General features: G+C 50.6%; 24 protein-coding genes. 17 read left to right on the forward strand and 7 right to left on the reverse strand.

Features of this window, described 5'->3' with window-relative positions; all coding sequences use genetic code 11:
• Positions 1-124 precede the first annotated feature (124 nt).
• The 17 genes from trpA (at position 125) to GQ51_RS01795 (ending at position 18,878) form a co-directional block, all read left to right on the forward strand.
• Complete coding sequence (trpA, locus tag GQ51_RS01720) at positions 125-931, forward strand: tryptophan synthase subunit alpha (RefSeq protein WP_047549036.1); 807 nt, start codon at positions 125-127, stop codon at positions 929-931.
• Between the two features lie 12 nt (positions 932-943).
• The gene (gene accD / locus GQ51_RS01725) at positions 944-1,807 is read left to right on the forward strand and encodes an acetyl-CoA carboxylase, carboxyltransferase subunit beta (RefSeq protein ID WP_047549039.1); all 864 of its coding nucleotides are present in this window, start codon (positions 944-946) and stop codon (positions 1,805-1,807) included.
• 96 nt (positions 1,808-1,903) lie between these two features.
• On the forward strand, positions 1,904-3,274 hold the full coding sequence (folC, locus tag GQ51_RS01730; RefSeq protein ID WP_052177640.1) for a bifunctional tetrahydrofolate synthase/dihydrofolate synthase: 1,371 nt from the start codon (positions 1,904-1,906) through the stop codon (positions 3,272-3,274).
• 11 nt (positions 3,275-3,285) lie between these two features.
• A complete protein-coding gene (locus GQ51_RS01735) occupies positions 3,286-3,969 on the forward strand; it encodes an SPOR domain-containing protein (RefSeq protein WP_047549040.1) in 684 nt (227 codons plus the stop codon).
• A 71-nt stretch (positions 3,970-4,040) separates the two neighbouring features.
• The gene (locus tag GQ51_RS01740; protein WP_047549043.1) at positions 4,041-4,532 is read left to right on the forward strand and encodes a CvpA family protein; all 492 of its coding nucleotides are present in this window, start codon (positions 4,041-4,043) and stop codon (positions 4,530-4,532) included.
• Between the two features lie 48 nt (positions 4,533-4,580).
• On the forward strand, positions 4,581-6,125 hold the full coding sequence (gene purF, locus GQ51_RS01745) for an amidophosphoribosyltransferase (protein WP_047549046.1): 1,545 nt from the start codon (positions 4,581-4,583) through the stop codon (positions 6,123-6,125).
• A gap of 209 nt (positions 6,126-6,334) precedes the next feature.
• On the forward strand, positions 6,335-7,522 hold the full coding sequence (locus tag GQ51_RS01750; RefSeq protein WP_047549048.1) for an O-succinylhomoserine sulfhydrylase: 1,188 nt from the start codon (positions 6,335-6,337) through the stop codon (positions 7,520-7,522).
• Positions 7,523-7,723: 201 nt separating this feature from the next.
• A complete protein-coding gene (gene gyrA / locus GQ51_RS01755; protein WP_047549051.1) occupies positions 7,724-10,336 on the forward strand; it encodes a DNA gyrase subunit A in 2,613 nt (870 codons plus the stop codon).
• Positions 10,337-10,402: 66 nt separating this feature from the next.
• Positions 10,403-11,479, forward strand: a complete 1,077-nt coding sequence (gene serC / locus GQ51_RS01760) for a 3-phosphoserine/phosphohydroxythreonine transaminase (protein WP_047549054.1) — start codon at positions 10,403-10,405, stop codon at positions 11,477-11,479.
• Positions 11,480-11,481: 2 nt separating this feature from the next.
• Positions 11,482-12,579, forward strand: a complete 1,098-nt coding sequence (gene pheA, locus GQ51_RS01765; RefSeq protein WP_047549055.1) for a prephenate dehydratase — start codon at positions 11,482-11,484, stop codon at positions 12,577-12,579.
• Between the two features lie 50 nt (positions 12,580-12,629).
• Positions 12,630-13,751: a histidinol-phosphate transaminase gene (hisC, locus tag GQ51_RS01770; RefSeq protein WP_047549058.1), complete on the forward strand. Its 1,122-nt coding sequence runs from the start codon at positions 12,630-12,632 to the stop codon at positions 13,749-13,751.
• A 195-nt stretch (positions 13,752-13,946) separates the two neighbouring features.
• Positions 13,947-14,018, forward strand: a complete 72-nt coding sequence (gene pqqA, locus GQ51_RS12215) for a pyrroloquinoline quinone precursor peptide PqqA (protein ID WP_081624291.1) — start codon at positions 13,947-13,949, stop codon at positions 14,016-14,018.
• Positions 14,019-14,194: 176 nt separating this feature from the next.
• Positions 14,195-15,112: a pyrroloquinoline quinone biosynthesis protein PqqB gene (gene pqqB / locus GQ51_RS01775; protein WP_047549061.1), complete on the forward strand. Its 918-nt coding sequence runs from the start codon at positions 14,195-14,197 to the stop codon at positions 15,110-15,112.
• Between the two features lie 138 nt (positions 15,113-15,250).
• Positions 15,251-16,015 (forward strand): pyrroloquinoline-quinone synthase PqqC, encoded by a 765-nt coding sequence (gene pqqC / locus GQ51_RS01780; RefSeq protein ID WP_047549064.1) that lies wholly within the window; start codon positions 15,251-15,253, stop codon positions 16,013-16,015.
• A 12-nt stretch (positions 16,016-16,027) separates the two neighbouring features.
• Positions 16,028-16,312: a pyrroloquinoline quinone biosynthesis peptide chaperone PqqD gene (pqqD, locus tag GQ51_RS01785; protein WP_047549067.1), complete on the forward strand. Its 285-nt coding sequence runs from the start codon at positions 16,028-16,030 to the stop codon at positions 16,310-16,312.
• Between the two features lie 47 nt (positions 16,313-16,359).
• Positions 16,360-17,589, forward strand: coding sequence for a pyrroloquinoline quinone biosynthesis protein PqqE (gene pqqE, locus GQ51_RS01790; RefSeq protein WP_047549070.1), 1,230 nt, complete (start codon positions 16,360-16,362; stop codon positions 17,587-17,589).
• 98 nt (positions 17,590-17,687) lie between these two features.
• On the forward strand, positions 17,688-18,878 hold the full coding sequence (locus GQ51_RS01795; RefSeq protein WP_047549074.1) for a multidrug effflux MFS transporter: 1,191 nt from the start codon (positions 17,688-17,690) through the stop codon (positions 18,876-18,878).
• Between the two features lie 18 nt (positions 18,879-18,896).
• On the opposite strand, the gene GQ51_RS01800 is transcribed toward GQ51_RS01795, so the two are convergent.
• The 7 genes from GQ51_RS01800 to GQ51_RS01830 form a co-directional block, all read right to left on the reverse strand.
• Positions 18,897-19,406 carry a YgjP-like metallopeptidase domain-containing protein gene (locus tag GQ51_RS01800; protein ID WP_047549077.1) on the reverse strand — a complete coding sequence of 170 codons (510 nt, stop codon included), beginning with the start codon at positions 19,404-19,406 and terminating at the stop codon, positions 18,897-18,899.
• Positions 19,407-19,486: 80 nt separating this feature from the next.
• A complete protein-coding gene (gene fdxA / locus GQ51_RS01805; RefSeq protein WP_047549079.1) occupies positions 19,487-19,810 on the reverse strand; it encodes a ferredoxin FdxA in 324 nt (107 codons plus the stop codon).
• A 163-nt stretch (positions 19,811-19,973) separates the two neighbouring features.
• Positions 19,974-21,284: a sulfate adenylyltransferase subunit 1 gene (locus GQ51_RS01810; protein WP_047549082.1), complete on the reverse strand. Its 1,311-nt coding sequence runs from the start codon at positions 21,282-21,284 to the stop codon at positions 19,974-19,976.
• A 167-nt stretch (positions 21,285-21,451) separates the two neighbouring features.
• A complete protein-coding gene (gene cysD / locus GQ51_RS01815; RefSeq protein ID WP_047549085.1) occupies positions 21,452-22,399 on the reverse strand; it encodes a sulfate adenylyltransferase subunit CysD in 948 nt (315 codons plus the stop codon).
• A gap of 189 nt (positions 22,400-22,588) precedes the next feature.
• Positions 22,589-23,383, reverse strand: a complete 795-nt coding sequence (locus GQ51_RS01820; RefSeq protein WP_047549087.1) for a phosphoadenylyl-sulfate reductase — start codon at positions 23,381-23,383, stop codon at positions 22,589-22,591.
• Positions 23,383-24,000 carry a DUF934 domain-containing protein gene (locus tag GQ51_RS01825; protein ID WP_047549089.1) on the reverse strand — a complete coding sequence of 206 codons (618 nt, stop codon included), beginning with the start codon at positions 23,998-24,000 and terminating at the stop codon, positions 23,383-23,385. Before GQ51_RS01825 ends, GQ51_RS01820 begins: the two co-directional genes overlap by 1 nt.
• Positions 23,997-25,664, reverse strand: a complete 1,668-nt coding sequence (locus tag GQ51_RS01830) for a nitrite/sulfite reductase (RefSeq protein WP_047549092.1) — start codon at positions 25,662-25,664, stop codon at positions 23,997-23,999. The genes GQ51_RS01825 and GQ51_RS01830 overlap by 4 nt, the downstream gene beginning before the upstream one ends.
• Positions 25,665-25,681 lie beyond the last annotated feature (17 nt).

Genomic DNA, 25,681 nt, shown 5'->3' on the forward strand with positions numbered 1-25,681 from the left:
GCGCTGGCTTTGCAGGCACTCAGCCGCCTGTGATGCGGCGTGCCGCCATGCTTTGCTGCATGGAGGTTTGCCTGCCCGGGCACTTTGCATCCCCTAATTTTTTTAAATATTAATAAAACATCATATGTCACGTATTCAATCAACGTTTGCTTCTTTGAAACAGCAAGGTAAAACTGCTTTAATCCCTTACATTACTGCAGGTGATCCGCACCCGAAACATACAGTCAATTTAATGCACACGCTGGTTAAGCACGGCGCGGACATGATCGAGCTTGGTGTGCCTTTTTCTGACCCTATGGCCGATGGTCCGGTGATCCAGCGTGCCAGCGAGCGCGCTTTGGTGCATAAAGTGGGTTTGACAGCAGTGCTTGAGATGGTGAAAACCTTTCGCCAGACTGACCAGAAAACGCCGATTATCCTCATGGGTTATGCCAACCCGATTGAAGCAATAGGCGCAACCGTATTTGCTGACCGTGCCAAGGCTGCGGATGTTGACGGCGTTATTACTGTGGATTACCCGCCTGAAGAATGCGGTGATTTTGTTAAGGAATTGCGCGCACGCGGCATTGATCCGGTATTTTTGCTGTCACCGACGACCGAGCCTAAACGCGTTGAGCTGATCGTGAACCAGGCCAGCGGTTTTGTCTACTATGTTTCGCTCAAAGGGGTTACCGGTGCCGCCAACCTGAATATTGAAGAAGTTTCAGGCCGTGTTGCCTCAATTCGCAAGCAGACAGACCTGCCGGTAGGGGTGGGCTTTGGCATTCGTGATGCGGCTACGGCGAAAGCGACCGCTGCGATTGCGGATGCTGTCGTGGTGGGCAGCCGCATGGTACAGGCGATTGAAGCGTCCAATGACGATAATCTGCTGGATAACGTCGCCGCGCTTATGACTGAATTAAAAACAGCAGTTGATGCTGCTAAAAAATAAAGGGAATACACAATGGGCTGGTTAAATAAATTACCGCAAAAGATTAAGCGTGTTGTTGGCGCTGATAAAAAAACCGTTCCTGAAGGCTTATGGATCAAATGTCCATCCTGCCAATCAGTGCTTTACCGTAAGGATCTTGAAGATAATGCCGAAGTTTGCCCGAAATGCAGCTACCATAACCGTATTGGTGCCCGTGCGCGCCTTGTGCAGTTGCTGGATGCTGAAGGGCAGTTTGAAATCGGTGCCAGCGTGCAGCCGACGGATCCGCTGAAATTCAAAGACAGTAAAAGCTATGCTGACCGTATTAAAGAGTCACAAAAAGCCGTCAACGAAAAAGATGCATTGATCGTGATTCAGGGCGCAATCAAGGGTGTTCCTGTGGTGGCTGCCGCTTTTGAGTTCAAGTATATGGGTGGCTCGATGGGCTCGGTGGTCGGTGAGCGCTTTGCACGCGGTGTGCAGACGGCGATCGATAACAAGATGGCATTCGTATGTATCTCGGCCAGTGGCGGCGCGCGTATGCAGGAAGGCTTGCTGTCACTGATGCAGATGGCAAAAACAAGTGCTGCACTGACTCAGTTAAGTAATGCGGGACTGCCTTTCATTTCTGTGCTGACCGACCCGACCATGGGCGGTGTTTCAGCGAGTTTTGCCATGCTGGGCGATGTGATCGTGGCTGAACCCCAGGCGCTGATCGGTTTTGCCGGGCCGCGCGTCATTGAGCAGACTGTGCGCGAAACCTTGCCTGATGGTTTCCAGCGCGCTGAATTCCTGCTGGAGCATGGTGCCATCGACCTGATTATTGACCGCCGTGAAATGCGTAACAGGCTTGCTGCATTGCTTTCCAGCTTAATGCGCCTGCCGGCAGCGGCTTGATAAAGGTTCGCACTCCTCAGTCGGCTTCACTTTTTATGCGCTTATTGTGTCATACGCCTATTTTGAAAGGGTCTGCAAAGACCGAGATTGACTTGCATGTCTGAAGAACCGGCAGTAAACATCGTACAAAGAGACCTGACCGCATGGTTAAGCCATATTGAGCAGCTCCACCCCAAAGCGATCGCAATGGGACTGGAGCGGGTCAGGCTGGTGATAGAGCGTTTGGCATTGGTGCCGAACTTCAAAATTATCACAGTTGCCGGCACTAACGGCAAAGGTTCTACCTGTGCCATGCTTGGGCAGATTTACAAGCAGGCCGGCTATCGGGTCGGCTGTTATACCTCACCGCATTTGCTGCGATATAACGAGAGGGTGCGTATCAATGGCGATGAAGTCGGTGACGCGGACCTTTGTACCGCATTTGCGGCTGTAGAACAAGCCAGGCTGGGGCTGGCTGGTGGCGATGAAGAAATAGCCCTGACCTATTTTGAAGTCGGCACGCTCGCGGCAGTCTGGCATTTTGTCCAGTCGCGAATCGATATTGCAATACTCGAGATCGGGCTTGGCGGGCGCCTGGATGCCGTTAATGCATTCGAGCCTGATTGCGCTGTTGTAACCAGTATCGATATTGATCATCAGGAGTTTTTGGGCAACACGCGCGAAAGCATCGGCGCTGAAAAGGCCGGCGTGTACCGCGCTTCCATTCCTGCCATCTGCGGTGACGCAAATCCTCCTCAAAGCCTTGTTTCCTACGCACATAAAGTCGGTGCGGATTTTAAATGCATCAGGCGTGACTTCGATTGCGAAACATCGGCATCTGGCTGGCACTACCTGGTGAATCAGCAGGTAGTGTACGCTTTGCCGCTACCGGCGCTGGAAGGCGACTACCAGTTGATGAACGCATCATGTGCCGTTACTGCTGTTCAGTCGCTGCAGCCTGTGCTGCCTGTAGGCGGCGAGGCAATAGCCGCTGCAATGAGCGCCGTGAAACTTGCCGGCCGTTTTCAAACGGTTTCAGAATCACCCCGGCTGATTCTGGATGTTGCACATAACCCGCATGCTGCATGCGTGCTGGCAAAAAACCTGAAAGCGCACAGGGTGCAAACCAGTCATGAAGGTCATGCAAAAGCAGGCAAAACAATCGCCGTATTCGCAATGCTGGCAGACAAGGATATTAAAGGCGTTGTGAATGCAGTCAAGGATGAGGTCGACTACTGGTATGTAGCCGATGTCGATCATATACGCAGTGCGCCAGCCAGCGAGCTGGTAAAAACGGTTCTTGAAGTCGTGCCGCAAGCCCGGATTAAAATATTCGATTCTGCAGCCGATGCCTGCAGGCAAGCTTGTATTGATATGGAAGTCTGTATTGATAGAAACGAAAATGATAAAATAATCGTGTTCGGTTCCTTCTTTACCGTTTCAAATGTAATGCAGTACCTGAACGATCATGCAGATATCCATTTTTGAAGGAAGCAGTAATGCCACCTGATTTACCTAACGAGCAGGAGCTGATGCTAAAGAAAAGGGCGCGCCGCCGCCTGGTGGGCGCGGTAGCACTTGTGCTGCTGATGGTCATTATCCTGCCGCAGGTGTTGCAGGATCGCGCGCTCCTGGCGCAGCAGGAACCTATCCGGATCACGATGCCGGAAATTGCAAATGCAAGCCCAGAACCCACAGTTAATCATGCTGTGGCTGAGCCAGCCGGCCAGCAGGATGTTGCGGCGCCTGAACTGGCAAAACCGGAGCCGGCAAAACCTGTTGGACCGGTTTTGGATGTTAAAGCGCTTGTGGAAGCCAAAAAACCTGAAATTACACCGCCGGAAGAAACCTTGGCGCCTAAGCCTGAAAAGAAAGTTGAAGTGAAGGCTGTTGAGGCTGGCAAACTCCCTGAGGCCGGAAAAACCGAAACAAAAACGCCTGTTAAGTCTGCTGAGTCATTTACGGTGCAGGTTGGCGTCTATTCTGACGTCGCTAATGTTAAGCGCTTGCAGGAGCAGTTAAAGCAGGCAGGATTCAGCACCCACACAGAAAAAGTCACAACGCCTAAGGGCGACAGTCTCCGTCTTAAAGCAGGTAACTTTAAGTCTCGCGAGGATGCGGTTGCAGCCTTAGGCAAGATTAAAGCAGCAGGATTGTCCGGTATTGTCATCGGTAATGATTAAAACATTGGTGGAAGTTACCCCGGCTATTTTTTCGGTGCCGGACCGGTTAATTGCAATTGAGATAAAAAACGATGACGTTTTTTGATTATGCAGTACTGACAATCGTAGGGTTGTCTGTCATATTTAGCGTGATGCGCGGTTTGGTCAAGGAAGTGCTGTCGATTCTCGGTTGGATCGCTGCGTTTTATGTGGGCCGGACGTACACCAGCCAGCTGGTGCCGATGATGCCGCCGGACATACCTACGGAATCGCTGCGTATACTTGCGGCATTCCTGGTGCTTTTTTTAGCAACACTTTTGCTTTCAACTTTACTTGCTATAGCAATTTCTGCAGTCTTTAAAAAAATCGGCCTGGGATGGCTTAACCGTTTACTGGGGGCTTTCTTCGGAGTGCTCAGGGGCTTATTGATCGTGTGCATACTGGTATTTCTTGCCGGGCTGACTGAGATACCGAAAGATGCAAGATGGAAAAACGCGATGTTCAGTTCGCCAATCGAGGCGCTGGTCATTGGCATGTTGCCCTGGCTGCCTGCGAGCATAGCCGGGCATGTTAAATACGACTAAAGAATTTACTATTTTTAAATATGCAATTTATCAGTTAAGGTTCAAAACATGTGTGGAATTATAGGCATCGTAGGTAAAAATCCAGTCAATCAGCTGTTGTATGATGGCTTGCTGGTGCTGCAGCACAGGGGACAGGATGCGGCGGGCATCGTCACCTGTGACGGCAATACGTTTTTTATGCACAAAAACAATGGCCTGGTCAAAGATGTATTCCAGACCCGTCATATGCGTAACCTGGTGGGCAATGCAGGCATTGCGCATGTGCGTTACCCAACCGCAGGCTCATCCAATGCGGCTGAAGCGCAGCCGTTTTACGTGAACTCCCCATTTGGCATTGTGTTAGGCCATAACGGTAACCTGACTAACTCGGAACAGCTGAAATCTGAAATGTTCCGTCAGGATTTACGTCACATTAATACCAACTCTGATTCTGAAGTGTTGCTAAACGTGCTGGCACACGAAATTGAAAAAACATCACGCAATGCTGTGTTGAATACAGACATGGCGTTTGATGCGGTTGCCGGCGTGCACAAGCGCTGCAAGGGCGCTTATGCAGTGGTGGCGATGATTGCCAATTTCGGCTTGCTGGCTTTCCGTGATCCTAATGGCATTCGCCCGCTGGTGATCGGTAAAAGTGAAACTGACAAAGGCACTGAATACATGGTGGCTTCTGAGAGCGTCGCGCTGGATGTGCTTGGTTTTCAGATGGTGCGCGATGTGGAGCCTGGTGAAGCGGTGTTCATCGATATGGACGGCAACTTTTTCTCTCGCCAATGTGCTGAAGATGCCAAATTGAATCCATGTATTTTCGAGTATGTGTATCTGGCGCGCCCTGATTCGGTGATCGATGGCGTATCTGTTTACCAGACGCGTCTGGATATGGGCAAAAGCCTGGCAGACAAGATCAAGCGCGAATGGGCTGATAAACAGATCGATGTGGTGATTCCTATCCCTGATACAAGCCGTCCCAGCGCGTTGCAGGTTGGTTTGGCACTAGGCCTGGATTACCGTGAAGGGTTCATCAAGAACCGTTACATCGGCCGTACTTTCATTATGCCCGGCCAGGCATTAAGGAAAAAATCCGTACGCCAAAAACTCAACCCTATCGGCATTGAGTTCAAAGGCAAAAACGTATTGCTGGTGGATGACTCAATCGTGCGTGGTACGACCTCGCAGCAAATTGTACAGATGGCACGCGATGCCGGAGCCAACAAGGTTTATTTTGCATCTGCGGCACCTCCGGTACGTTTCCCTAATGTGTATGGCATTGATATGCCCAGCCGTGACGAATTGCTGGCAACCGGCCGCAGCGATGAAGAAATCTGCAAGGAAATCGGCGCCGATGCACTGATTTACCAGGATCTGGATGCCTTGATTGCTGACGTTAAATTCAGGAATCCGAAAATCAAGAACTTTGATTGTTCTTGCTTTGATGGCAAATATGTGACCGGAGACATCACTGAGACTTACCTGGCGAAAATCGAATCCGCACGGGCTGATGGAAAGAAAGGCCAGAAACCGGCGAACTCCATTACGCAGCTTGATCTGAACCTGATCAATACCAATGACCTGCAAGTGGAAGAGAGTGCGTGAATATTATCCAGGATTTAGTCCGGCAGCACTTGACTCTGTGTTGCTGGAGTACTAACATGAAATTGCGCTGATTTGAGTTTGCCAACATTAATCAAGGCCACACTCAGCTTGCGGGCGCATTATAAATACAGCTAAAGCGAGTAAAAAAAGACCCGTTTTAGCTTCGCGCTTCAGCGGGTTTTTTATTATCCAGACAGATTGAGAACAATATGAACGACACACAATATTATCCTGAAACATTAAGCGTGCGTGCCGGCACTGAGTCGACAGAGTATGGAGAGAATTCCGAAGCGCTGTTCCTGAACTCCAGTTTCAGGTTCAAAAGCGCAGCACAGGCAGCTGCGCGTTTCGGCGGCACCGAGCCTGGCAATATTTATTCCCGCTTCACAAACCCGACTGTGACCATGTTCCAGAATAAACTGGCTGCGCTCGAGGGGGCTGAGCAATGTGTTGCCACATCAAGCGGTATGTCTGCAATTCTGGCTTGCGTCATGGGCTTGTGCTCGGCCGGTGATCATGTGGTGGCATCACGCAGTATTTTTGGCACCAGCGTGCAGCTGTTTGGTAATATCCTCAAACGCTGGGGCCTGAATGTCACGTTTGTTTCACTGACCGATCCTGCTGAATGGCAGGCAGCCATTACTGACAAAACCAGGCTGTTTTTTGTGGAAACGCCTTCCAACCCCATGACTGAGGTTTGTGATATCCGGGTGCTGGCAGACGTTGCACATGCAGCAGGCGCTTATCTGGTTGTGGACAATTGTTTCTGCACACCGGCAATTCAGCGGCCTTTGGCGTTGGGGGCTGATATCGTCATTCACTCTGCCACCAAGTATATTGACGGACAAGGGCGTTGTCTTGGCGGTGCTGTATTGGGTTCGAAAGCTTTAATGGAGCCGGTGTATGGTTTCTTGCGTACTGCAGGCGTGACGATGAGCGCATTCAATGCCTGGGTGTTTTTAAAAGGGCTGGAAACTTTGCATGTGCGTATGGAAGCCCATGCTAAAAATGCGCTGGCATTGGCAAGCTGGCTGGAAACGCAGCCTTGGGTCGCTCGTGTGCATTACCCGGGCCTGGCGTCGCATCCGCAGCATGCACTGGCTATGCGCCAGCAAACCAGCGGCGGCGGTATCGTTACGTTCGAAGTGAAGCCCAGGGCAGGGCAAACACCGCAGGAAGCGGCATGGGCGCTGATAGATGCTACGCAGCTGATCTCGATCACGGCTAACCTTGGTGATGCCAAAAGCACGATTACGCACCCGGCTTCCACAACGCATAGCCGGGTCACTGCTGAAGCGCGTGCAACCGCGGGCATTACCGATGGTCTAGTGAGGATTGCGGTCGGGCTGGAGCATATTGAAGACTTGAAAGCGGATTTGGCGCTGTTAACTGCATAAGCAGTTTAATGGATGTCTGTGCCGTTTTTATGTCTTGATTTGCTGGTTGCAGTTGATGTAGATCTTTAAAAAACCAGGGTAATCCTACCCTGGTTTTTTTACGTGGCGAACAATGCTAAAAGTATGCTTGAAACCGTTAATTTACGCGCTATTCATGCTAAAATTTGGGCAATATAAAAACCATTAAAAGTCAGTCAAAATATGGATCAATTCGCTAAAGAAACCCTGCCGATTAGTTTAGAAGATGAAATGCGTCGGTCTTACCTTGATTATGCGATGAGCGTAATCGTGGGGCGTGCATTGCCAGATGTGCGTGACGGTCTGAAACCGGTGCATCGCCGCGTTTTATACGCGATGCATGAGTTATCCAACGATTATAATAAACCTTATAAAAAATCCGCACGTATTGTCGGTGACGTCATCGGTAAGTACCATCCTCATGGCGATACGGCTGTTTACGATACCATCGTGCGCATGGCACAGGATTTCTCGCTGCGCTACATGCTGGTGGATGGCCAGGGTAACTTCGGTTCTGTGGATGGCGACAACGCTGCGGCGATGCGTTATACCGAAATCCGCATGGCGAAAATCGCACATGAGTTATTAGCGGATATCGATAAGGAAACCGTTGATTTCGGCCCTAACTATGACGGATCCGAAAATGAGCCGCTCATCATGCCGGCACGTATCCCCAACCTGCTGATTAACGGCAGCTCCGGTATTGCAGTGGGTATGGCGACCAATATTCCGCCGCATAACCTGAATGAAGTGCTGGATGCCTGTTTTGCGCTGCTTAAAAACCCTGAAACAACCGTTGACGAGCTGATTGAGCTGGTGCCGGCGCCTGACTTCCCGACGGCGGGTATTATTTACGGTACCGCAGGAGTCAAGGAAGGTTATCGCACCGGCCGCGGCCGCGTGGTGATGCGTGGGCGTACGCACTTTGAAGATATGGATAAAGGCGGGCGCCAATCCATCATCATTGATGAATTGCCATATCAGGTGAACAAGAAAACGCTGATTGAGAAAATCGCCGAGCTTGTTAACGAGAAGAAGATCGAAGGTATTTCTGACCTGCGCGATGAATCTGACAAATCAGGCATGCGCGTTGTGATTGAACTCAAGCGCGGCGAAGTGCCTGAAGTCGTGCTTAACAACCTCTATAAACAGACCCAGCTGCAAGATACCTTCGGCATGAACATGGTGGCATTGCTTGATGGCCAGCCGCGCCTGCTTAACCTTAAGCAGATGCTGGAAGCATTCCTGCGTCATCGCCGCGAAGTGGTGACACGCCGTACCGTATTCGAGCTGCGCAAAGCGCGCGAACGTGGACATGTGCTGGAAGGCCTGGCCGTAGCGCTCGCAAATGTCGATGAGATGATTGCTATCATCAAAGCTGCGCCAACACCGCCGGAAGCCAAAAAAGACTTGATGGCCAAAGCCTGGCATTCGCCAGTGGTGGAAGAGATGCTGAAACGTGCGGCGATGGAAGCAGCACGTCCGGAAGGCTTGGCAGTTGACTTCGGGTTGACGCCAGGCGGCTACAAACTAAGTGATGTACAGGCGCAGGAAATCCTGCAGATGCGTCTGCAGCGCCTGACCGGCCTTGAGCAGGACAAGATCGTCAATGAATACAAAGAGATCATGGATGTGATCGCTGACCTGCTGGATATTCTAGCCAATGCATCACGTGTGACTGCAATCATCGTTGATGAACTCACTGAAATCAAAAAACAGTTCGGGGATAAACGCCGCAGTGAAATCGTGGCGAATGCCCAGGACCTGTCGCTGGAAGACCTGATTACGCCGCAGGATGTAGTCGTGACATTGTCACATACCGGCTATATCAAATCACAGCCGCTGGATGAGTACCGTTCGCAGAAGCGCGGTGGCCGAGGCAAGCAGGCGGCTGCAACGAAAGAAGATGACTTTATCGACAAGATGTTCGTGGCGAATACCCATGACTATATCCTGTGTTTCTCAAGCCGTGGCCGCGTGTACTGGTTGAAAGTATATGAAGTACCGCAAGGCAGCCGCGCCAGTCGCGGCAAGCCTATCATTAACCTGTTCCCGCTGGAGGAAGGCGAAAAAATCAATGCCATACTTTCAGTAAAAGAGTTCGATGAGAACCGCTTCATCTTTATGGCCACATCATTGGGCACGGTCAAGAAAACTGCGCTGACTGAGTTCGCCAACCCGCGTAAATCCGGCATTATCGCGATCAACCTGGACGAAGGTGACTACTTGATCGGTGCTGAGATCACCAATGGCAACGATGACATCGTGCTGGTTTCCAGCGGCGGTAAAGCGGTGTGGTTCGATGAGGAAGAAGTGCGTGAAATGGGGCGCGCCACACGTGGCGTGCGCGGCATGAAACTCGCGCCTGAGCAGCAGGTGCTGTCGTTGCTGATCGCGCAGGATGACCAGCAGACCGTGCTGGTTGCTACAGAAAACGGCTACGGGAAACGTACCGTGTTAGCGGATTTCCGTCATTCCGGCCGTGGTACGCAAGGCGTCAAAGCGATTGCGGTAAGTGAGCGTAATGGCCTGGTCGTAGCAGCGAAACTCGTGAATGATGAAGATGAAATTATGCTGATCACTACGGGCGGCGTGTTGATCCGTACCCGTGTGAAAGAGATCCGTGAACTGGGGCGTGCAACGCAAGGCGTGACACTGATCAACCTCGGTGATGGCGAAAAACTTTCCGGTATCGAGAAAATAGTTGAAACAGACGATGAAGATAGCGCTGAGGATGTGATTGAAGGCGACGCAGGTGATGCAGCTGCAGGTGATGCAGAACCGCAGGATCAATAAGCGTTTTTACTTTCTGGGATTGGCTATCAATTTAGCTGAGATTTAAAAATAAGGTTTAAGTAATCAATGAGACAAATTTATAATTTTTCTGCGGGTCCTGCCGTATTGCCAAAACCCGTGCTTGAGCGTGCGCAGGCGGAGATGCTGGACTGGCACGGCTCCGGTATGAGCGTGATGGAAATGTCGCATCGCGGGAAGGAATTTACCAGTATCCTGGCCAAGACCGAGGCGGATTTACGTACTTTGCTCAATATTCCGCAGAACTACAAAGTGCTTTTTCTGCAAGGTGGCGCGATTGCGGAAAACGCCGTAATCCCGATGAACCTGCTGAATGGCGGCGAGGCTGACTATGCCGTAACCGGTGCATGGTCCAAACGCAGCGTGGAAGATGCCAGCGCTTACGGCAAGATTAATGTCGCGGCAAGCAGTGAAGCCGATAAGTTCACACATGTGCCCACATTCGATACCTGGAAACTGAACCGGAATGCACAGTACCTGCATATCTGTACCAACGAAACCATTAACGGGGTTGAGTTCGATGGCCTGCCTGATGCCGGGGATGTGCCTATTGTGGCTGATATGTCTTCGCACATACTTTCCAGGCCTATCGATGTAACGCAGTATGGCGTTATTTATGGCGGTGCCCAGAAAAATATCGGCCCGGCAGGTTTGTGTATTGTGATCGTACGTGAAGACCTTCTGGGTAAGGCGTCGCCGCAGACCCCAGCAGTGTTCAACTGGAAAACGCAGGCTGAAAACCAGTCCATGATCAATACGCCACCAACTTATAGCATTTATATTGCTGGCCTGGTGTTTGAGTGGCTGCTGGAGCAGGGCGGTGTGGCCGAAATCGAGAAGCAGAATATCGCCAAGGCAAAATTACTTTACGATTATATTGATAGCACTGATTTTTACCGGAATAATGTTGCGATCAATAACCGTTCACGCATGAATATCCCTTTTTTCCTGAAAGATGAATCGCTGAACGATGCGTTCCTGAAAGGAGCGGAAGCGAATGGCCTGCTGCAGTTGAAAGGCCACCGTATGGTAGGCGGTATGCGCGCCTCTATTTATAATGCGATGCCGATCGAGGGTGTGCAAGCCTTGGTCAGCTATATGAAAGCCTTTGAAAGCGCACACTAGAAATGTCAGATATGCAGCCATCAAACAAACTGAAGCAGCACCGTGATCAAATCGATGCCATTGATGAGCAGATACTCAAACTTGTCAATGACCGGGCAAGCCATGCCCGCCATATCGGCGAACTCAAGGATGACGGTGTCATCTATCGCCCTGAGCGTGAGGCACAGGTGCTGCGGCGGTTAGTTGAACACAATAACGGCCCGTTACCGGCAGAGTCGGTTACCAATATATTCCGCAGCATCATGTCTAACTGCCGTGCGCTGGAAAAAGAACTCACTGTTGCATTCCTTGGCCCGCTAGGCACTTACAGCGAAGAAGCAGCGCTCAAGCAGTTTGGACAGGGACGGGGTGCTGTTGTCTGCGGCTCCATTGATGAAGTGTTCCGTTCCGTAGAATCCGGACAGGCAGATTACGGTATTGTGCCTGTAGAAAACTCCAATGAAGGCGCTGTGGGCTTAACGCTGGATCTGCTCTTGAGCAGCCCGCTGAAGATTTGTGGTGAGGTGACGATACCGATCCATCACTGCCTGCTTTCCGCCCAATCCGATATCAGCAGAATCAGGCATATTTTCTCTCATGCGCAGTCGCTTTCGCAGTGTCATGAATGGCTTAACCGGGTAATGCCCAATGTGACACGCGAGGCAGTTGTGAGCAACGCGCTTGCGGCACAGATGGCACATGACCTGGTGACTTCTGAGAATACTCCGGTCGCGGCAATCGCCAGCAAACGCGCAGCAGAACTGTTTAACCTGAATGTGCTCGCAGAAAACATAGAAGACGATCCCAAAAACACGACGCGTTTCCTGGTGCTTTCAAGCCATGGCGTTGCGCCATCCGGCCATGACAAAACCTCGCTGGTGATGGCAACCAGGAATCAGCCCGGCGCCATTCTTGAATTGCTTATGCCATTGGCCGAGCATGGCGTAAGCATGACCAAGCTTGAATCTCGGCCATCAAAAGCCGGCATGTGGGAATATGTGTTCTACGTGGATATCGAAGGCCATGAGCAGAGCACGCATGTAGCAGCGGCAATCAGGGAAATCGCAAGCCGCGCCTCGTACCTGAAGCATCTGGGCTCTTATCCTGCTGCTGTCGTATAAAAACTTAAAAGCGGTTCAAGCTTAACCATCCATTACATACTGACCTTAAAATGACTATTCAAGCCCCAGCCTATATCCGTGAAATTGCACCATACCAAGGCGGAAAACCAATCACCGAACTTGCCCGCGAAATGGGGCTGCAAGTCGAAGACATCGTCAAGCTGGCATCCAATGAAAATCCTTTAGGGATCAGCCCTAAAGCCGAGTATGCGATACAGGATGCGATTCTTGACATTGCACGTTACCCTGATGGTAACAGTTTCGCTTTGCGTGAGGCTGTCAGCAAGAAATTCAATGTCGCGCATAACCAGATCGTGTTCGGCAACGGTTCTAACGATATTCTCGAGCTGGCCGCACGTGCTTACCTGACAGGCGATAGCGAAACCATCTATTCGCAGCATGCTTTTGCCGTTTATCCGCTGGTCACGCAGGCCATGGGCGCAACGGGCGTGGTTGTGCCGGCCAAGAATTATGGTCACGACCTGGATGCGATGCTGCAAGCCATCAGTGCCAGCACACGCATGATTTTCATTGCCAATCCGAATAACCCGACAGGTACCTTGCTCGGCAAGGATGCGCTTTATGCTTTCCTGAAACAGGTGCCTGAAAATATACTGGTGGTGCTGGATGAGGCTTACGATGAATATTTGCCGGCAGAGCTGAAATCCGAAGCCATTAAATGGCTGCCGGAGTTCAGTAATCTGGTGATCTCACGCACTTTATCCAAGGCTTACGGCCTGGCCGGATTGCGTATCGGTTTCGGTCTGTGCCATGCTGATGTGGCCGATATGATGAACCGCGTGCGCCAGCCGTTCAATGTGAACAGTATTGCACAGGCGGCGGCGGTTGCCTCTCTGGCAGATGATGATTTTGTAGAACGCACTTATGCCCTGAATCAGGCCGGGATGGCGCAATTGAAGCAGGGCTTTGATAAGCTGGGCCTGGAATACATTCCATCTTTTGCGAATTTCATCAGCGTTAAAGTCGGTGATGCGGCCGCTTATAACCAGAAATTGCTGCAAAAAGGCATCATCGTACGGCCTGTAGCCAATTACGAAATGCCCGAGTACCTACGCGTGAGTGTCGGGCTGTTTTCTGAGAATGCCAAGTTCCTGGCTGCCTTGGAAGAAATTGTGAAAGAAGCCGGAAACAAGGCTGGGAAAAAGGCATAGTGCCGCAAGGCAGTCTACGCTGCGGTTTGCCGGCCAGTCATGGTCTTATGCTCCGGGCATCATGAATTTACTTAGTACTTATTCCGTAACTTCTCAGTGTTGTAGTTAGCTCGCATGGGGCACAATGCTTCTCACGTTGTAACGATTTAGTTGCCGCGAAAAACAAACTAACAATCAACTTTAAGGAGTTTTATTATGTGGACTAAACCAGCTGCTACAGAAATGCGTTTTGGCTTTGAAGTAACAATGTACGTAATGAACAAATAATTAGCGTAAACGTTAATTGAAAAAAGGCTGCCGCAAGACAGCCTTTTTTTGTAGAGGCTATTCCTGTAATCGGGCGTTAAAGCCTTTTTACAAAAACGACTTGACCAGCATGGCCCGGTTGGCAGTTGATAAGAATCAAAAGTTGAATAACTGTTTTTAAAGAATTGTAGATTGATATGCACATACATGTATTAGGCGCAGGTGCCGGCGGCGGATTCCCGCAGTGGAACTGTAATTGTTTTAATTGTGATGGTTTACGTAAAGGTACAATCAAGGCGACAAAACGCACGCAGTCATCAATCTGCGTAAGTGGCGATGGCGTTAACTGGGTATTGTTCAATGCATCGCCGGATGTCCTGCAGCAAATCCAGGATTTCGCTCCACTGCAGCCAGGCCGTGCAGTACGCGATACCGGCATACAGGCGATTGTGCTGATTGACGCACAGATTGACCATACCACAGGTCTGTACATGCTGCGCGAAGGCTCAGTGAAACGCGAGATCTACTGTACAGAGGCCGTGTACGGCGATTTAACCAGTGGTAACCAGGTCCTGAATATATTGGGGCATTACTGCGGTATCAATCATCATGATGTGCCGATCGATGGCCAGACCAGCTTTACTATCCCGAATGTGCCAAATCTTAGATTTACGACGGTTGCCTTGAAGAGCGCTGCGCCTCCATACTCACCGCACCGTAACAACCCGCAGCCGGGCGACACGATAGGCGTGCTGATCGAAGAAATCAGCACCGGTAAAAAATGCTGGTATTCACCGGGTCTGGCCGAAATCGAGCCGCATCTTCCAGTGCTGATGAACCAGGCTGATTGCATCATGGTCGACGGTACTTTCTGGACGGATACCGAAATGCTGGATCTAGGCCTGATGACCAAGACTGCACGCAGTATTGGCCACAACCCGCAGTCAGGGCCTGGCGGCATGATTGAAAACCTGGATAAATTCGGTGATGTGCGCAAAGTCTTGATACACATCAACAATACCAACCCTATTTTGCGTGAAGATTCTGCCGAGCGTGCGATTTTGAATGAACACAAAATCGAAGTCGCTTATGACGGTATGGATATCATCTTATGAAAAACTCAAACCTCGTCATGATGCTGCGCCGTTGCTGAATTTCTTGCCGCTTGCATACTCATGCAGGCTGCGCCTGAAAAATTTCTTAGGCCTTGTTTCATGTTGGAGCTTTGAATTTTAAAAAAAGGAAAAAATGAAATGACTGAACAATTAGCACCATGGAGCAAAGAAGAGTTTGAAGCTAAATTGCGTGAAAAAGGCAAGGGTTACCATATTTACCATCCGATTCATGTGCTGATGTATGAGGGTAAATTATCACAACCGCAGATGCAGGCATGGGTAGCAAACCGTTATTACTACCAGATCGCTATTCCGATGAAAGATGCAGCGATTCTTTCAAACTGTCCTGACCGTGAATTGCGCCGTGGCTGGATCCAGCGCATTTTTGACCATGACGGCAGCGGCCAGATCGCCGAAGGCGGTGAAGGCGGTATCGAGGCATGGATTCATCTGGGGCATGCCGTAGGTTTGACGCGAGAAGAAGTGATGTCCCAGAAACTGGTGGCCCCAGGCACCAGATTCGCAGTGGATGCCTATATCAATTTTGCAAAACAGCGCCCGTGGCAGGAGTCTGTGTGTTCCAGCCTGACAGAATTGTTTGCGCCGCACATTCACCAGCAGCGTATTGATTCATGGCCTGATATGTATCCGTGGATCAATCCTGAAGGCATGCAATACTTTAAGAACCGCCTGACACAGGCGCGTCGTGACGTCGAGCAGGGACTGCAAGTGACCCTGGATTATTTTGGCCAGAGCCGTGCCTTGCAGGAACGTGCATTGGAAATCCTGCAGTTCAAACTTGATGTGCTGTGGGTCATGGCTGATGCAATCATGCTCCAAAGCACAGACATCAAGGTGGAAGGTCGCGATTACCTGCGCCAGCCAGTCATGAACGTGAGTTAAGAAAAAACCATTATGGATATTCAAATACAGTATGCCGATATTTATGCGCTTGCACATCACCATCGTTTTCAGTGGGAAGAAGCGCAGAACAGTTATGTGATACTTTTTCCCGAAGGCATGGTCAAACTGCATGGAGGTGCCGGTGAAGTGTTGAAACGGGTAGACGGCAAGGCGACAGTAGGGGCCATCGTGGCGGAGCTGAAAGCCGCCTTCCCCGATGCCGAGGATATCGAAAGCGACATTACCGGGATGTTTGAGCTTGCATACGGCAAAGGCTGGCTGCGTAAGGTTCAGTAAACAATAGCGACACAGAGGGTAAATCCTGTGAGTTTAGGAGTAACAAAATGACACAAGCCTCTTTAGGTGAATCAGTCGTACAAAAAACCGTGCATGCCGCTACCAATAACGGGGTTGCGGCCAGCGTGACACAAACACAGCCATTATGGCTGCTGGCTGAAGTGACGTATCGCTGCCCGCTGCATTGTGCATTTTGTTACAACCCGACTGATTTTGATAAACATACCCAGAATGAACTGACTACCGAACAATGGATACAGGCATTGCGTGATGCACGCAAGCTGGGGGCGATCCAGCTAGGTATTTCAGGCGGTGAACCACTGCTGCGTGATGATATTGAAGATATCGTGATCGAAGCGAAAAAACTGGGTTATTACAGCAACCTGATTACATCCGGTGTCGGCTTGACCGAAAAACGCATCCAGGCTTTTAAAGAAGGTGGTTTGGACCATATTCAGCTTTCGATGCACGATATTACCGAAGAGATCAACAACTTCATCACCAATACCAAGACCTTCGAACTGAAGAAAAAAGTCGCAGCGATGATCAAAGGCCATGGTTACCCCATGGTGCTTAACGTAGTGATCCACCGCTATAACATCGGCCATATGAAAGAGATCCTGGAAATGGCAGATGCGCTTGGCGCTGAATATATCGAACTCGCCAATACGCAGTATTACGGCTGGTCATTAGTCAACCGCAGTCAGCTGATGCCAACCAGGGAGCAGGTCGAAGAAGCGGAAAAAATCACCAACGAGTTCAGGGAAAAGTCCGGCAGCAAGATGAAAATATTTTTCGTCGTACCGGATTATTTCTCCGACCGCCCTAAGAAGTGTATGAATGGCTGGGGCGAAGTGTTCATGATCGTGACAGCAAACGGCGATGTGTTGCCATGTCACTCCGCACGCGTATTACCTGGCATGAAGTTCCCGAATGTTAAAGATACAGACCTGGGCTGGAGCTGGAAGGATTCACCGGCGTTCAACAAATACCGTGGCAACAGCTGGATGAAGGAGCCATGTCGAAGCTGTGATGAAAAAGAAAAAGACCTGGGCGGCTGCCGCTGCCAGTCATTCTTGCTGACAGGCGATGCTGAAGCGGCCGATCCGGTATGCAGTAAATCACCGCACCATCACCTGATTGAGAAAGCGATTGAAGATGCGCAAAACCCGGTCATTGCTGCGCGGCCAATACTGTTTCGCAATGACAAGAACTCGAAGAAGATTATTTCAGGCGAGCTTAAAACGCTGACTGATGAGTTCCATGCACTGCCATAATTAGTTGCTGAGTATTAACCATAGACTTGAAAGTTATGGTTAAATTGAACGCGCTGCCAGATATGAATCTGTAGCGCGTTTTTATTTGAGAAAATAGATTGAAACCCCAGTTATCCCCTTTATTTTTATCTGTCGTACTTGCAAGCCTGGCAGCACTGGCGCCGTTTGCAATAGACACCTACCTGCCGGCATTCCCGGTTTTAGAGAATGATTTCCAGGCGACATCGCTGCAATTGCAGCAAAGCCTTACGTTCTACCTATTGCCCTATGCGCTGATGACGCTGTGGCATGGCGCCATTTCTGATTCAATAGGGCGTATTTCAGCGATTAAGTGGGGCTTGGGCGTTTTTGTCATTGCCTCGATAGGCTGCGCTTTTGCAAGCAACATTGAAACCTTATGGTTCTTCCGTGCATTGCAGGGCTTGTCCGGCGGTGCCGGCAACGTCGTTGCACGGGCGATGGTACGTGACCTGTTTTCAGGCGCGCAAGCGCAGCGTGTCATGGCAACTGTGCAGATGCTGTTTGGCATTGCACCGGCTATCGCGCCGATCATCGGCGGGCTGCTGCTGGGTATCCACTGGCAGGCGATTTTTATATTCCTTGCCTTGTATTCAGGAGCCAGCCTGCTGGCGGCAATGCGCTATTTGCCCGAGACTATGCCGGCCGGGAAGCGTGTGCCACTGTCAGCCAGGCAGGTGATTAAAGATTACCGTGCTATTTTCGGTGATAAAGAATTTAATTATGTCGTGTTTGCTTCGGGCGCAAACTTTGCCGGCTTCTTTGTGTATGTATTGGCAAGCCCCGTCTTCCTCGTGAAGCATCTGGGGCTGGGTGACCACCAGTTCGGCTGGATGTTCATTCCTACGGTGTGCGGCATGGTGATCGGATCTTACCTGGCCAAGCGTGCAGCCGGGAAGTATGCGCAAAATAGAGTGATCAAGGCTGCTTATTGGTGGATGTTCGCAATGGCTGCACTGAATATATTCGTGTGCACTGTGCTGCCGACGAACCCGGTATATAACATTGCACCCGTTGCGTTGTTTAATGTAGGTATGGCGTTGGCAATGCCGATATTATCGCTGGCGGCGCTGGATCGGCACCCTAAAATTCGCGGCACTGCCGCCTCCGGGCAGGCGTTTATCCAGATGCTGCTGTCTACGGTATCAGCTGGTGTGGTGGTGCCGCTGGTGTGGTATGCGCCATCAGGGCTTGCGATAGGGATGGCTTGCTACCTGCTGGCGGGCTGGCTGATGATGCGCCAAAGCAAACTCTGGTCTAGCCAAGTATAGGTTTAGCCAGCCGCAGGCCTAACCGATGGCAGTTTTGCTGTCGTTCTTCCAGAACAGGTAAACACGGCAGTCAAATTCGTACTGGTGGTAATTGGGTTCCATGTACTGGCACAACTGATAAAACGCTTTATCATGGTTGCGTTCCTTCAGGTGAGCCAGTTCATGTATCACGATCATGCGCAGGAATTCAGCCGGTGTTTCCTTGAAGAACGAAGAAATGCGGATTTCTTTTTTTGCCTTGAGTTTGCTGCCCTGTACCCGTGAGATTGCGGTATTGAGCCCTAATGCATGCTGTTCTATGCTTAACCTGTTGTCGTAATGCACTTTGTCCAGCAGCGGTGCGTTGCGCAGGTAGGCCTGCTTGATCTCGGTGCTGTATTCATACAGGGCTTTATCGGTCTGGATGCTGTGCGATTGCGGATAGCGTTGCGCGATATAGTCGCCAAGCTGGTTCTGCCGGTGCAGTTGGCGGATTTTATCCTGCAGAGACGCAGGGTAATGCTGCAGGTATTGAAGCGGGGCGGTCATTGGCTGATTTGTCCGCGATAGACCGGATCCGAAAACAAAAGGAGGCAATTGCCTCCTTTGGGTGTTCAGATCCGTATTGATTACTCAATCAGCAAATCACGTTTTTCCGGAACGCCGTTCATTGCATCGGCATCTTCCAGCGCGTCTTTGCGTGAAGTAATCACTGGCCATATTTTTGCCAGACGTGCGTTCAGTGCAATAAAGTCCTGCTGATCTTCAGGCACGTCATCTTCTGCAAAAATCGCTTCCGCCGGACATTCTGCAACACATAATGTGCAGTCGATGCACTCGTCCGGGTTAATCGCCAGAAAATTAGGGCCTTCTACAAAGCAATCGACAGGGCATACATCAACGCAATCGGTGAATTTACATTGGATGCAGTTTTCGGTGACGACATAAGTCATTTTTAATCCTTTACAGCGTTAATAGCCAAAACGTTATTTTAATTAATTTTCTTCTCTTTTGATACAAAAAACCGCAATGACAAGGCAAATCAGCTCAGGCTGTATATTTCTAGCGCGGCAAGCAAATGTGACGCCGCCAATGCGGGATTCCTGTATTAAAAAGCTAGATGATCATGCCGGCGCCAACTGTGTTGTTGCTTGATTCATCAATAATGATAAAAGCACCGGTGCTGCGGTTATCTGCATAGCTGTCAACCATTAATGGCTGCGCCAGTTTGAAACTGATGCGGGCGATATCATTCATTTTAAGGTCAGTGGCGGCCTGCTGTTCCAGCGTATTGACATCGACTTTATAGCTGATAGTGCCGATTTTGGCTTTGGATTCGCGTGTAGTGTGGCGAACGACATAAGTGCGTGCAGGTGACATCGGCGTTTCCGATAGCCAGCAGACAAAAGCCTCTATCTGCTTAACCGGCTCTTTTACATCGCTCGATTTCACAATCATGTCGCCACGTGAAGTATCGATCTCGTCTTCCAGCAGCAGGGTGACGCTTTGTTCGGTGGTGGCCGATTGCAGTTTTTCTTCACCCAATTGAATGGCTTTAACCTTAGAGGTATAGCCATTCGGTAATACCGTCACCGCATCGCCTACGGCAATTTCGCCTGATTCAATGCGCCCCATAAAGCCGCGGAAATCATGAAGCTCATGATCATCGGAAGCATGTGGTCGGCATACGAACTGCACCGGGAAGCGGAATGCCTCTGCATGTTCAGAATGGGCGGTAGGGGCGGCTTCCAGTTTCTCCAGCATGGTCTGGCCGGTGTACCAGGGCATATTGTCGAGGCGGTCAACCAGCATATCGCCATTCAGTGCTGACATCGGGATAAAGCTGATGTCGTTACCGGCTGCAGTTTTGCTTTGCGCCAGGCCGATTTCATTTGCGAAATCCAGGTAGTCGGCACAGATTTTGTCATAGATCGCCTGATCGTAATTGACCAGGTCCATCTTGTTCACGGCTACTACAATATGCGGAATGCCTACCAGATGTGCGAGGTAAGTATGGCGGCGAGTCTGCGTCAACACGCCTTTGCGCGCATCGATCAGAATAATGGCAAGGTTTGCCGTAGAAGCTGCTGTCACCATGTTGCGCGTGTATTGCTCATGGCCAGGCGCATCGGCAATGATGTATTTGCGTGTGCCGGTGCTGAAATAGCGATAGGCCACGTCAATCGTGATGCCTTGCTCACGCTCGGCTTGCAGGCCGTCCGTCAGCAGTGACAGGTCAACAGCTTCCATACCGCGTTTTTGTGAAGTGCGTTCAATTTGTGAAAGCGTATCTGCCAGAATCGTTTTGGTGTCAAAAAGCAAACGGCCGATTAAAGTGCTTTTGCCATCATCTACGCTGCCGCAAGTCATGAAGCGCAACAGGCTGTCGTTATGGTTAGTGTTCTGATTTGTATGTGTGCTTGTCATATTAAAACCTGTTTAACCGCCGATAAACGCCGATGAACGCCGATGTTAAAGATTAATCGAGAGTTCTATCCTTATTTTTCTTTGGCTATATTAAATCCTGATTTAAAAACGCTCAAATCGCCGATGTTGTATCTGCGTTCATCGGCGTTTATCGGCGGTTAATATTTTTAAAAGTAACCTTCTTTTTTACGTTGTTCCATCGAAGCATCCGAGGTCTGGTCATCCAAACGCGTAGCGCCGCGCTCGGTAATGGTGGTGGTCGCGGTTTCGAGCACGATTTTTGAAACGTTGTCCGCATCGCTGATCACCGGCGCCGTGCAGGTAATGTCACCGACAGTTCTGAAGCGCACCTGCATGTTGATGACTTCTTCACCGGCTTTCGGTGGGTTGATGACTTCACCGTTAGTGAGTGGCACATTGATTGGCACAATGGCGCCGCCGCGCATCACAACATCGCGCTGGTGTGCAAAGTAAATGCTTGGCAATTCAAGTTTTTCACGTTCAATGTACTGCCAGACGTCCATTTCCGTCCAGTTGGAGATCGGGAATGCGCGGATGTTTTCACCTTTGTGTGAGCGGGCGTTGTAGAGATCCCACAATTCCGGGCGCTGGTTTTTAGGGTCCCATTGGCCGAACTCATCACGGAAACTCATGATGCGCTCTTTGGCGCGGGCTTTTTCTTCATCACGGCGTGCGCCGCCGATGCAGCAGTCGAAACCGAATTCTTCAATCGCTTCCAGCAAAGTAACCGACTGGTGTTTGTTGCGTGGTTCATCAGGACTTTTCAGCACGACCGTACCGCGTTTCATGGAGTCTTCCACTGAACGTACGATCAGGCGTTCACCGAGTTCTGCCGCGCGCTGGTCACGGAAGTCGATCACTTCCTTATAGTTGTGGCCGGTGTCGATATGCATCAGCGGGAACGGAAATTTCCCGGGGCGGAAGGCTTTTTCCGCCAGACGTAAAATACAGAGAGAGTCTTTGCCGCCTGAAAACAGCAGAACCGGGTTTGAGCATTGGCCTGCAACTTCGCGCAGGATGTAAATAGCTTCGGATTCGAGCCAGTCCAGGTGCGAAAGAGGTTTATTGTTAGGTTGTTTAGTTGATGTTGTCATTTGTTAAAACCAAAAATTAGCCACAGATAAACACGGATGAACGCAGATGAATTTTAACATTGCGTTATTTCTTGTTTACTTTGGTTAGTTATTAAATCTTCCTAAAAATCAGACTGCAATTTTAAAATCTTTCATCTCCCTTGCACGGGAATGATGAATGGGTTTAGCAGTGCGCATCCACAGTTAAAGTTATTTCTTTACGTGCAGTCCGCATTCCTTGCTGGTTGGGTCTTCCCACCACCAGCGGCCGGCGCGGACATCTTCACCCATCGCCACTGCGCGAGTGCAGGGCGCACAGCCTATGCTGGGGTAGAACTGGTCATGCAGCTTGTTGTACGGCACTTCGTGCAGGCGAATATAAGCCCAGACTTCTTTTTCTGTCCAGTCGCTGAGCGGATTGAATTTTTCCAGCTGGTTACCGCTGTCAAATTCGCGTAACGGCAAATTAACACGCGTTGCGGACTGCTCGGCACGCATACCGGTAATCCAGGCTTTTTTGCCTTTCAGTGCGCGCTGCAGCGGTTCTACTTTGCGCATGTAGCAGCAGGCTTTACGCAGGTCTATTGATTCATAAAAAGCGTTGATGCCGCTGGTGTTGACGTAAGCCTCTACTTTTTCCGCACTGGGGAAAAACACTTTCAGTTTTGTATCGTAATGTTTCTCAGTGGCAGCCATCAGGTCATAGGTTTCTGCCGGCAGGCGGCCGGTATCCAATGAAAATATCTCGATATCCAATGCGGCTTTTTTAGCCTGGTAGTTAAGGATGATGTCGGTCAGCACCATGTCTTCAGCGCCGAAACTGTTGGCAAAAGTAATGCTGCCGCCATCAAACTCAGTGGCTGCCTCACTTAGCAATGCATGCACCTGGTCGGCTTTGCGGTTGACGCTGGCAACCAGTTCATCCGTTAAAGCAGGTCTGGTTGCCGGGTTGTTTGCGCCGGGTTTCAGCATGACGACTTGGCCTAGGTCAATATCAGTAGCCATCAGGCACCCCTGTTATAGCGTCTGAATACGGGTTTAGGTTCATCCACAGCGCCCTGGTAGGGTTTGCTGAAGTCATTCAGGCTGGCAATGGCATCCGTTGCCGAGCGGTCCTTGCGGATCATGAAGCTGGTGTAACCGCTGCGTTTAAGGAAGAAAAGCTGGTCGCGCAATACGTCGCCAAAAGCACGCAATTCGTTTTTGTAGCCATAGCGGGTACGCAGCAGCGTGCCCAGCGAGAAAATCCGCCCATCGGCAAAGCGTTCAACGAATACGGCAATAATAGGCAGGACGTTCAAGTCAGCCTGTTGCTGTATCAGGTATTCCAGCAGTTCATGCGTAGCCAGCCATACACCGACTTCGCCTTGGGCGATGCGGCTTGCCAGTTCATTGTTGCGCTCTACAAATACGCTCAAGGGCACAATGATTTTGCCAGTTGCGGGAATGACTGTGTCGGCGATCTGCTCTTCTGTTACCGTGCTTTCGCCGGTCAGCTTGAATAACACGACCTTGCCGGCCTGCTTACGTTCTTCAACCTGTGTGGCAGGCAACTGAACCAGGGTCCAGTCATCAGCAGCGACAGCGGCGATACCGTTCTCGATTTTAACTAAGTTGCTCATGCTGATACCTCATCTTTTGCATAAACGTGTTTTTTGAATGGCACTGCGCCCAGGCGACGCACCGTATCAATAAAACGCTCTTCCGGGGTACGCTCTTTAATGTAGACCTCGATCAGTTTCTGTATCACGCCTGGCATCTCTTCTGCCGAGAATGATGGCCCGATGACGGTGCCGATGCTTGCATCATTGCCTTGTTTGCCGCCGATAGTCACCTGATACCATTCCGAACCGTCTTTATCCACACCGAGAATGCCGATATGGCCAACGTGGTGGTGACCGCATGCGTTCATGCAGCCTGAAATGTTAAGTTCGATATCGCCGATGTCGTGCAGGTAATCAAGGTCATCGAATTGCATCTGGATCGCTTTTGCAATCGGAATGCTCTTGGCATTCGCCAGTGAGCAGAAGTCACCGCCCGGGCAGCAGATGATGTCGGTCAGCAAACCGATATTCGGTGTTGCAAGACCTTGTGCTTTTGCTTTTTCCCACACGGCAAACAGATCGCTTAACTTGACATCAGCCAGGATCAGGTTCTGTTCATGTGAAGAACGCAGCTCACCAAAACTGTATTCGTCGGCCAGGTCTGCCACTGCCCACATCTGTTCGGAGGTGATGTCGCCGGGAGCGCTGCCATGCGGTTTCAGCGAAAGCGTGACTGCGCGGTAGCCTGGCTGTTTGTGTGGATGAATGCTGCGTTTAGCCCATGCTGCAAAAGCTGGGTTGTTGGCAAGCGCGGCATCGAAGCCAGCGTCCTGATCAGGCAGGTTTTCATAAGGCATTGCTTCAAAATGCTTGGAAACGCGCGCCAGTTCTTCTTCGGTGATCGTGTTCGCGCCATCTTTCAGATGCGTCCATTCTGCTTCCACCTGGTTGCGGAACTCATTGATACCTATGGCTTTTGACAAGATCTTGATACGTGCCTTGTACATGTTGTCGCGGCGACCATGCAGGTTGTACACACGGATAATCGCCTCGCAGTAGGTCAGGGCATGCTGCCAGTCCAGGTGTTCGCGGATGACGGAACCCAGGATCGGGGTGCGGCCTAAACCGCCGCCGACCCAGACTTTGATCGCAACTTTATTGTTTGCATCACGGTAGAATTCCAGGCCGATGTCATGCGCCTGAACAATGGCGCGGTCCTGCTGGGTGCCGGAAACCGCAATCTTGAACTTACGCGGCAGCAGTGCGAATTCGGGGTGGAAGGTACTCCATTGGCGCATGATTTCTGCGATGGCGCGCGGGTCGATCACTTCGTCCGGCGCGATGCCGACGAATTGGTCGGTTGTGATGTTACGGATGCAGTTACCGGAAGTTTGAATGGCGTGCATTTCAACGGTAGCCAGTTCAGCCAGTATGTCCGGCGTGCTTTCCAGCTTAGGCCAGTTCAACTGCAGGTTCTGGCGTGTACTGAAGTGGCCGTAGCCCCTGTCGTATTTTTTTGCGATGTCGCCCAGTTTACGCAATTGCTTGCTTGAGAGCATGCCGTAAGGCACTGCAATGCGCAGCATAGGTGCGTGACGCTGAATATAGAGGCCATTTTGCAGGCGCAATGGGCGGAATTCATCTTCAGACAGTTCTCCGGCGAGGTAGCGGCGTACCTGATCGCGGTATTGAGCTACGCGCTCATCAACAATCTGCTGATCTATTTCATCATATTTATACATTTTATAAAGACTTCTTT

It is taken from the genome of Methylotenera sp. G11, assembly GCF_000799735.1.
In the GTDB taxonomy this organism is placed as follows: Bacteria; Pseudomonadota; Gammaproteobacteria; order Burkholderiales; family Methylophilaceae; genus Methylotenera.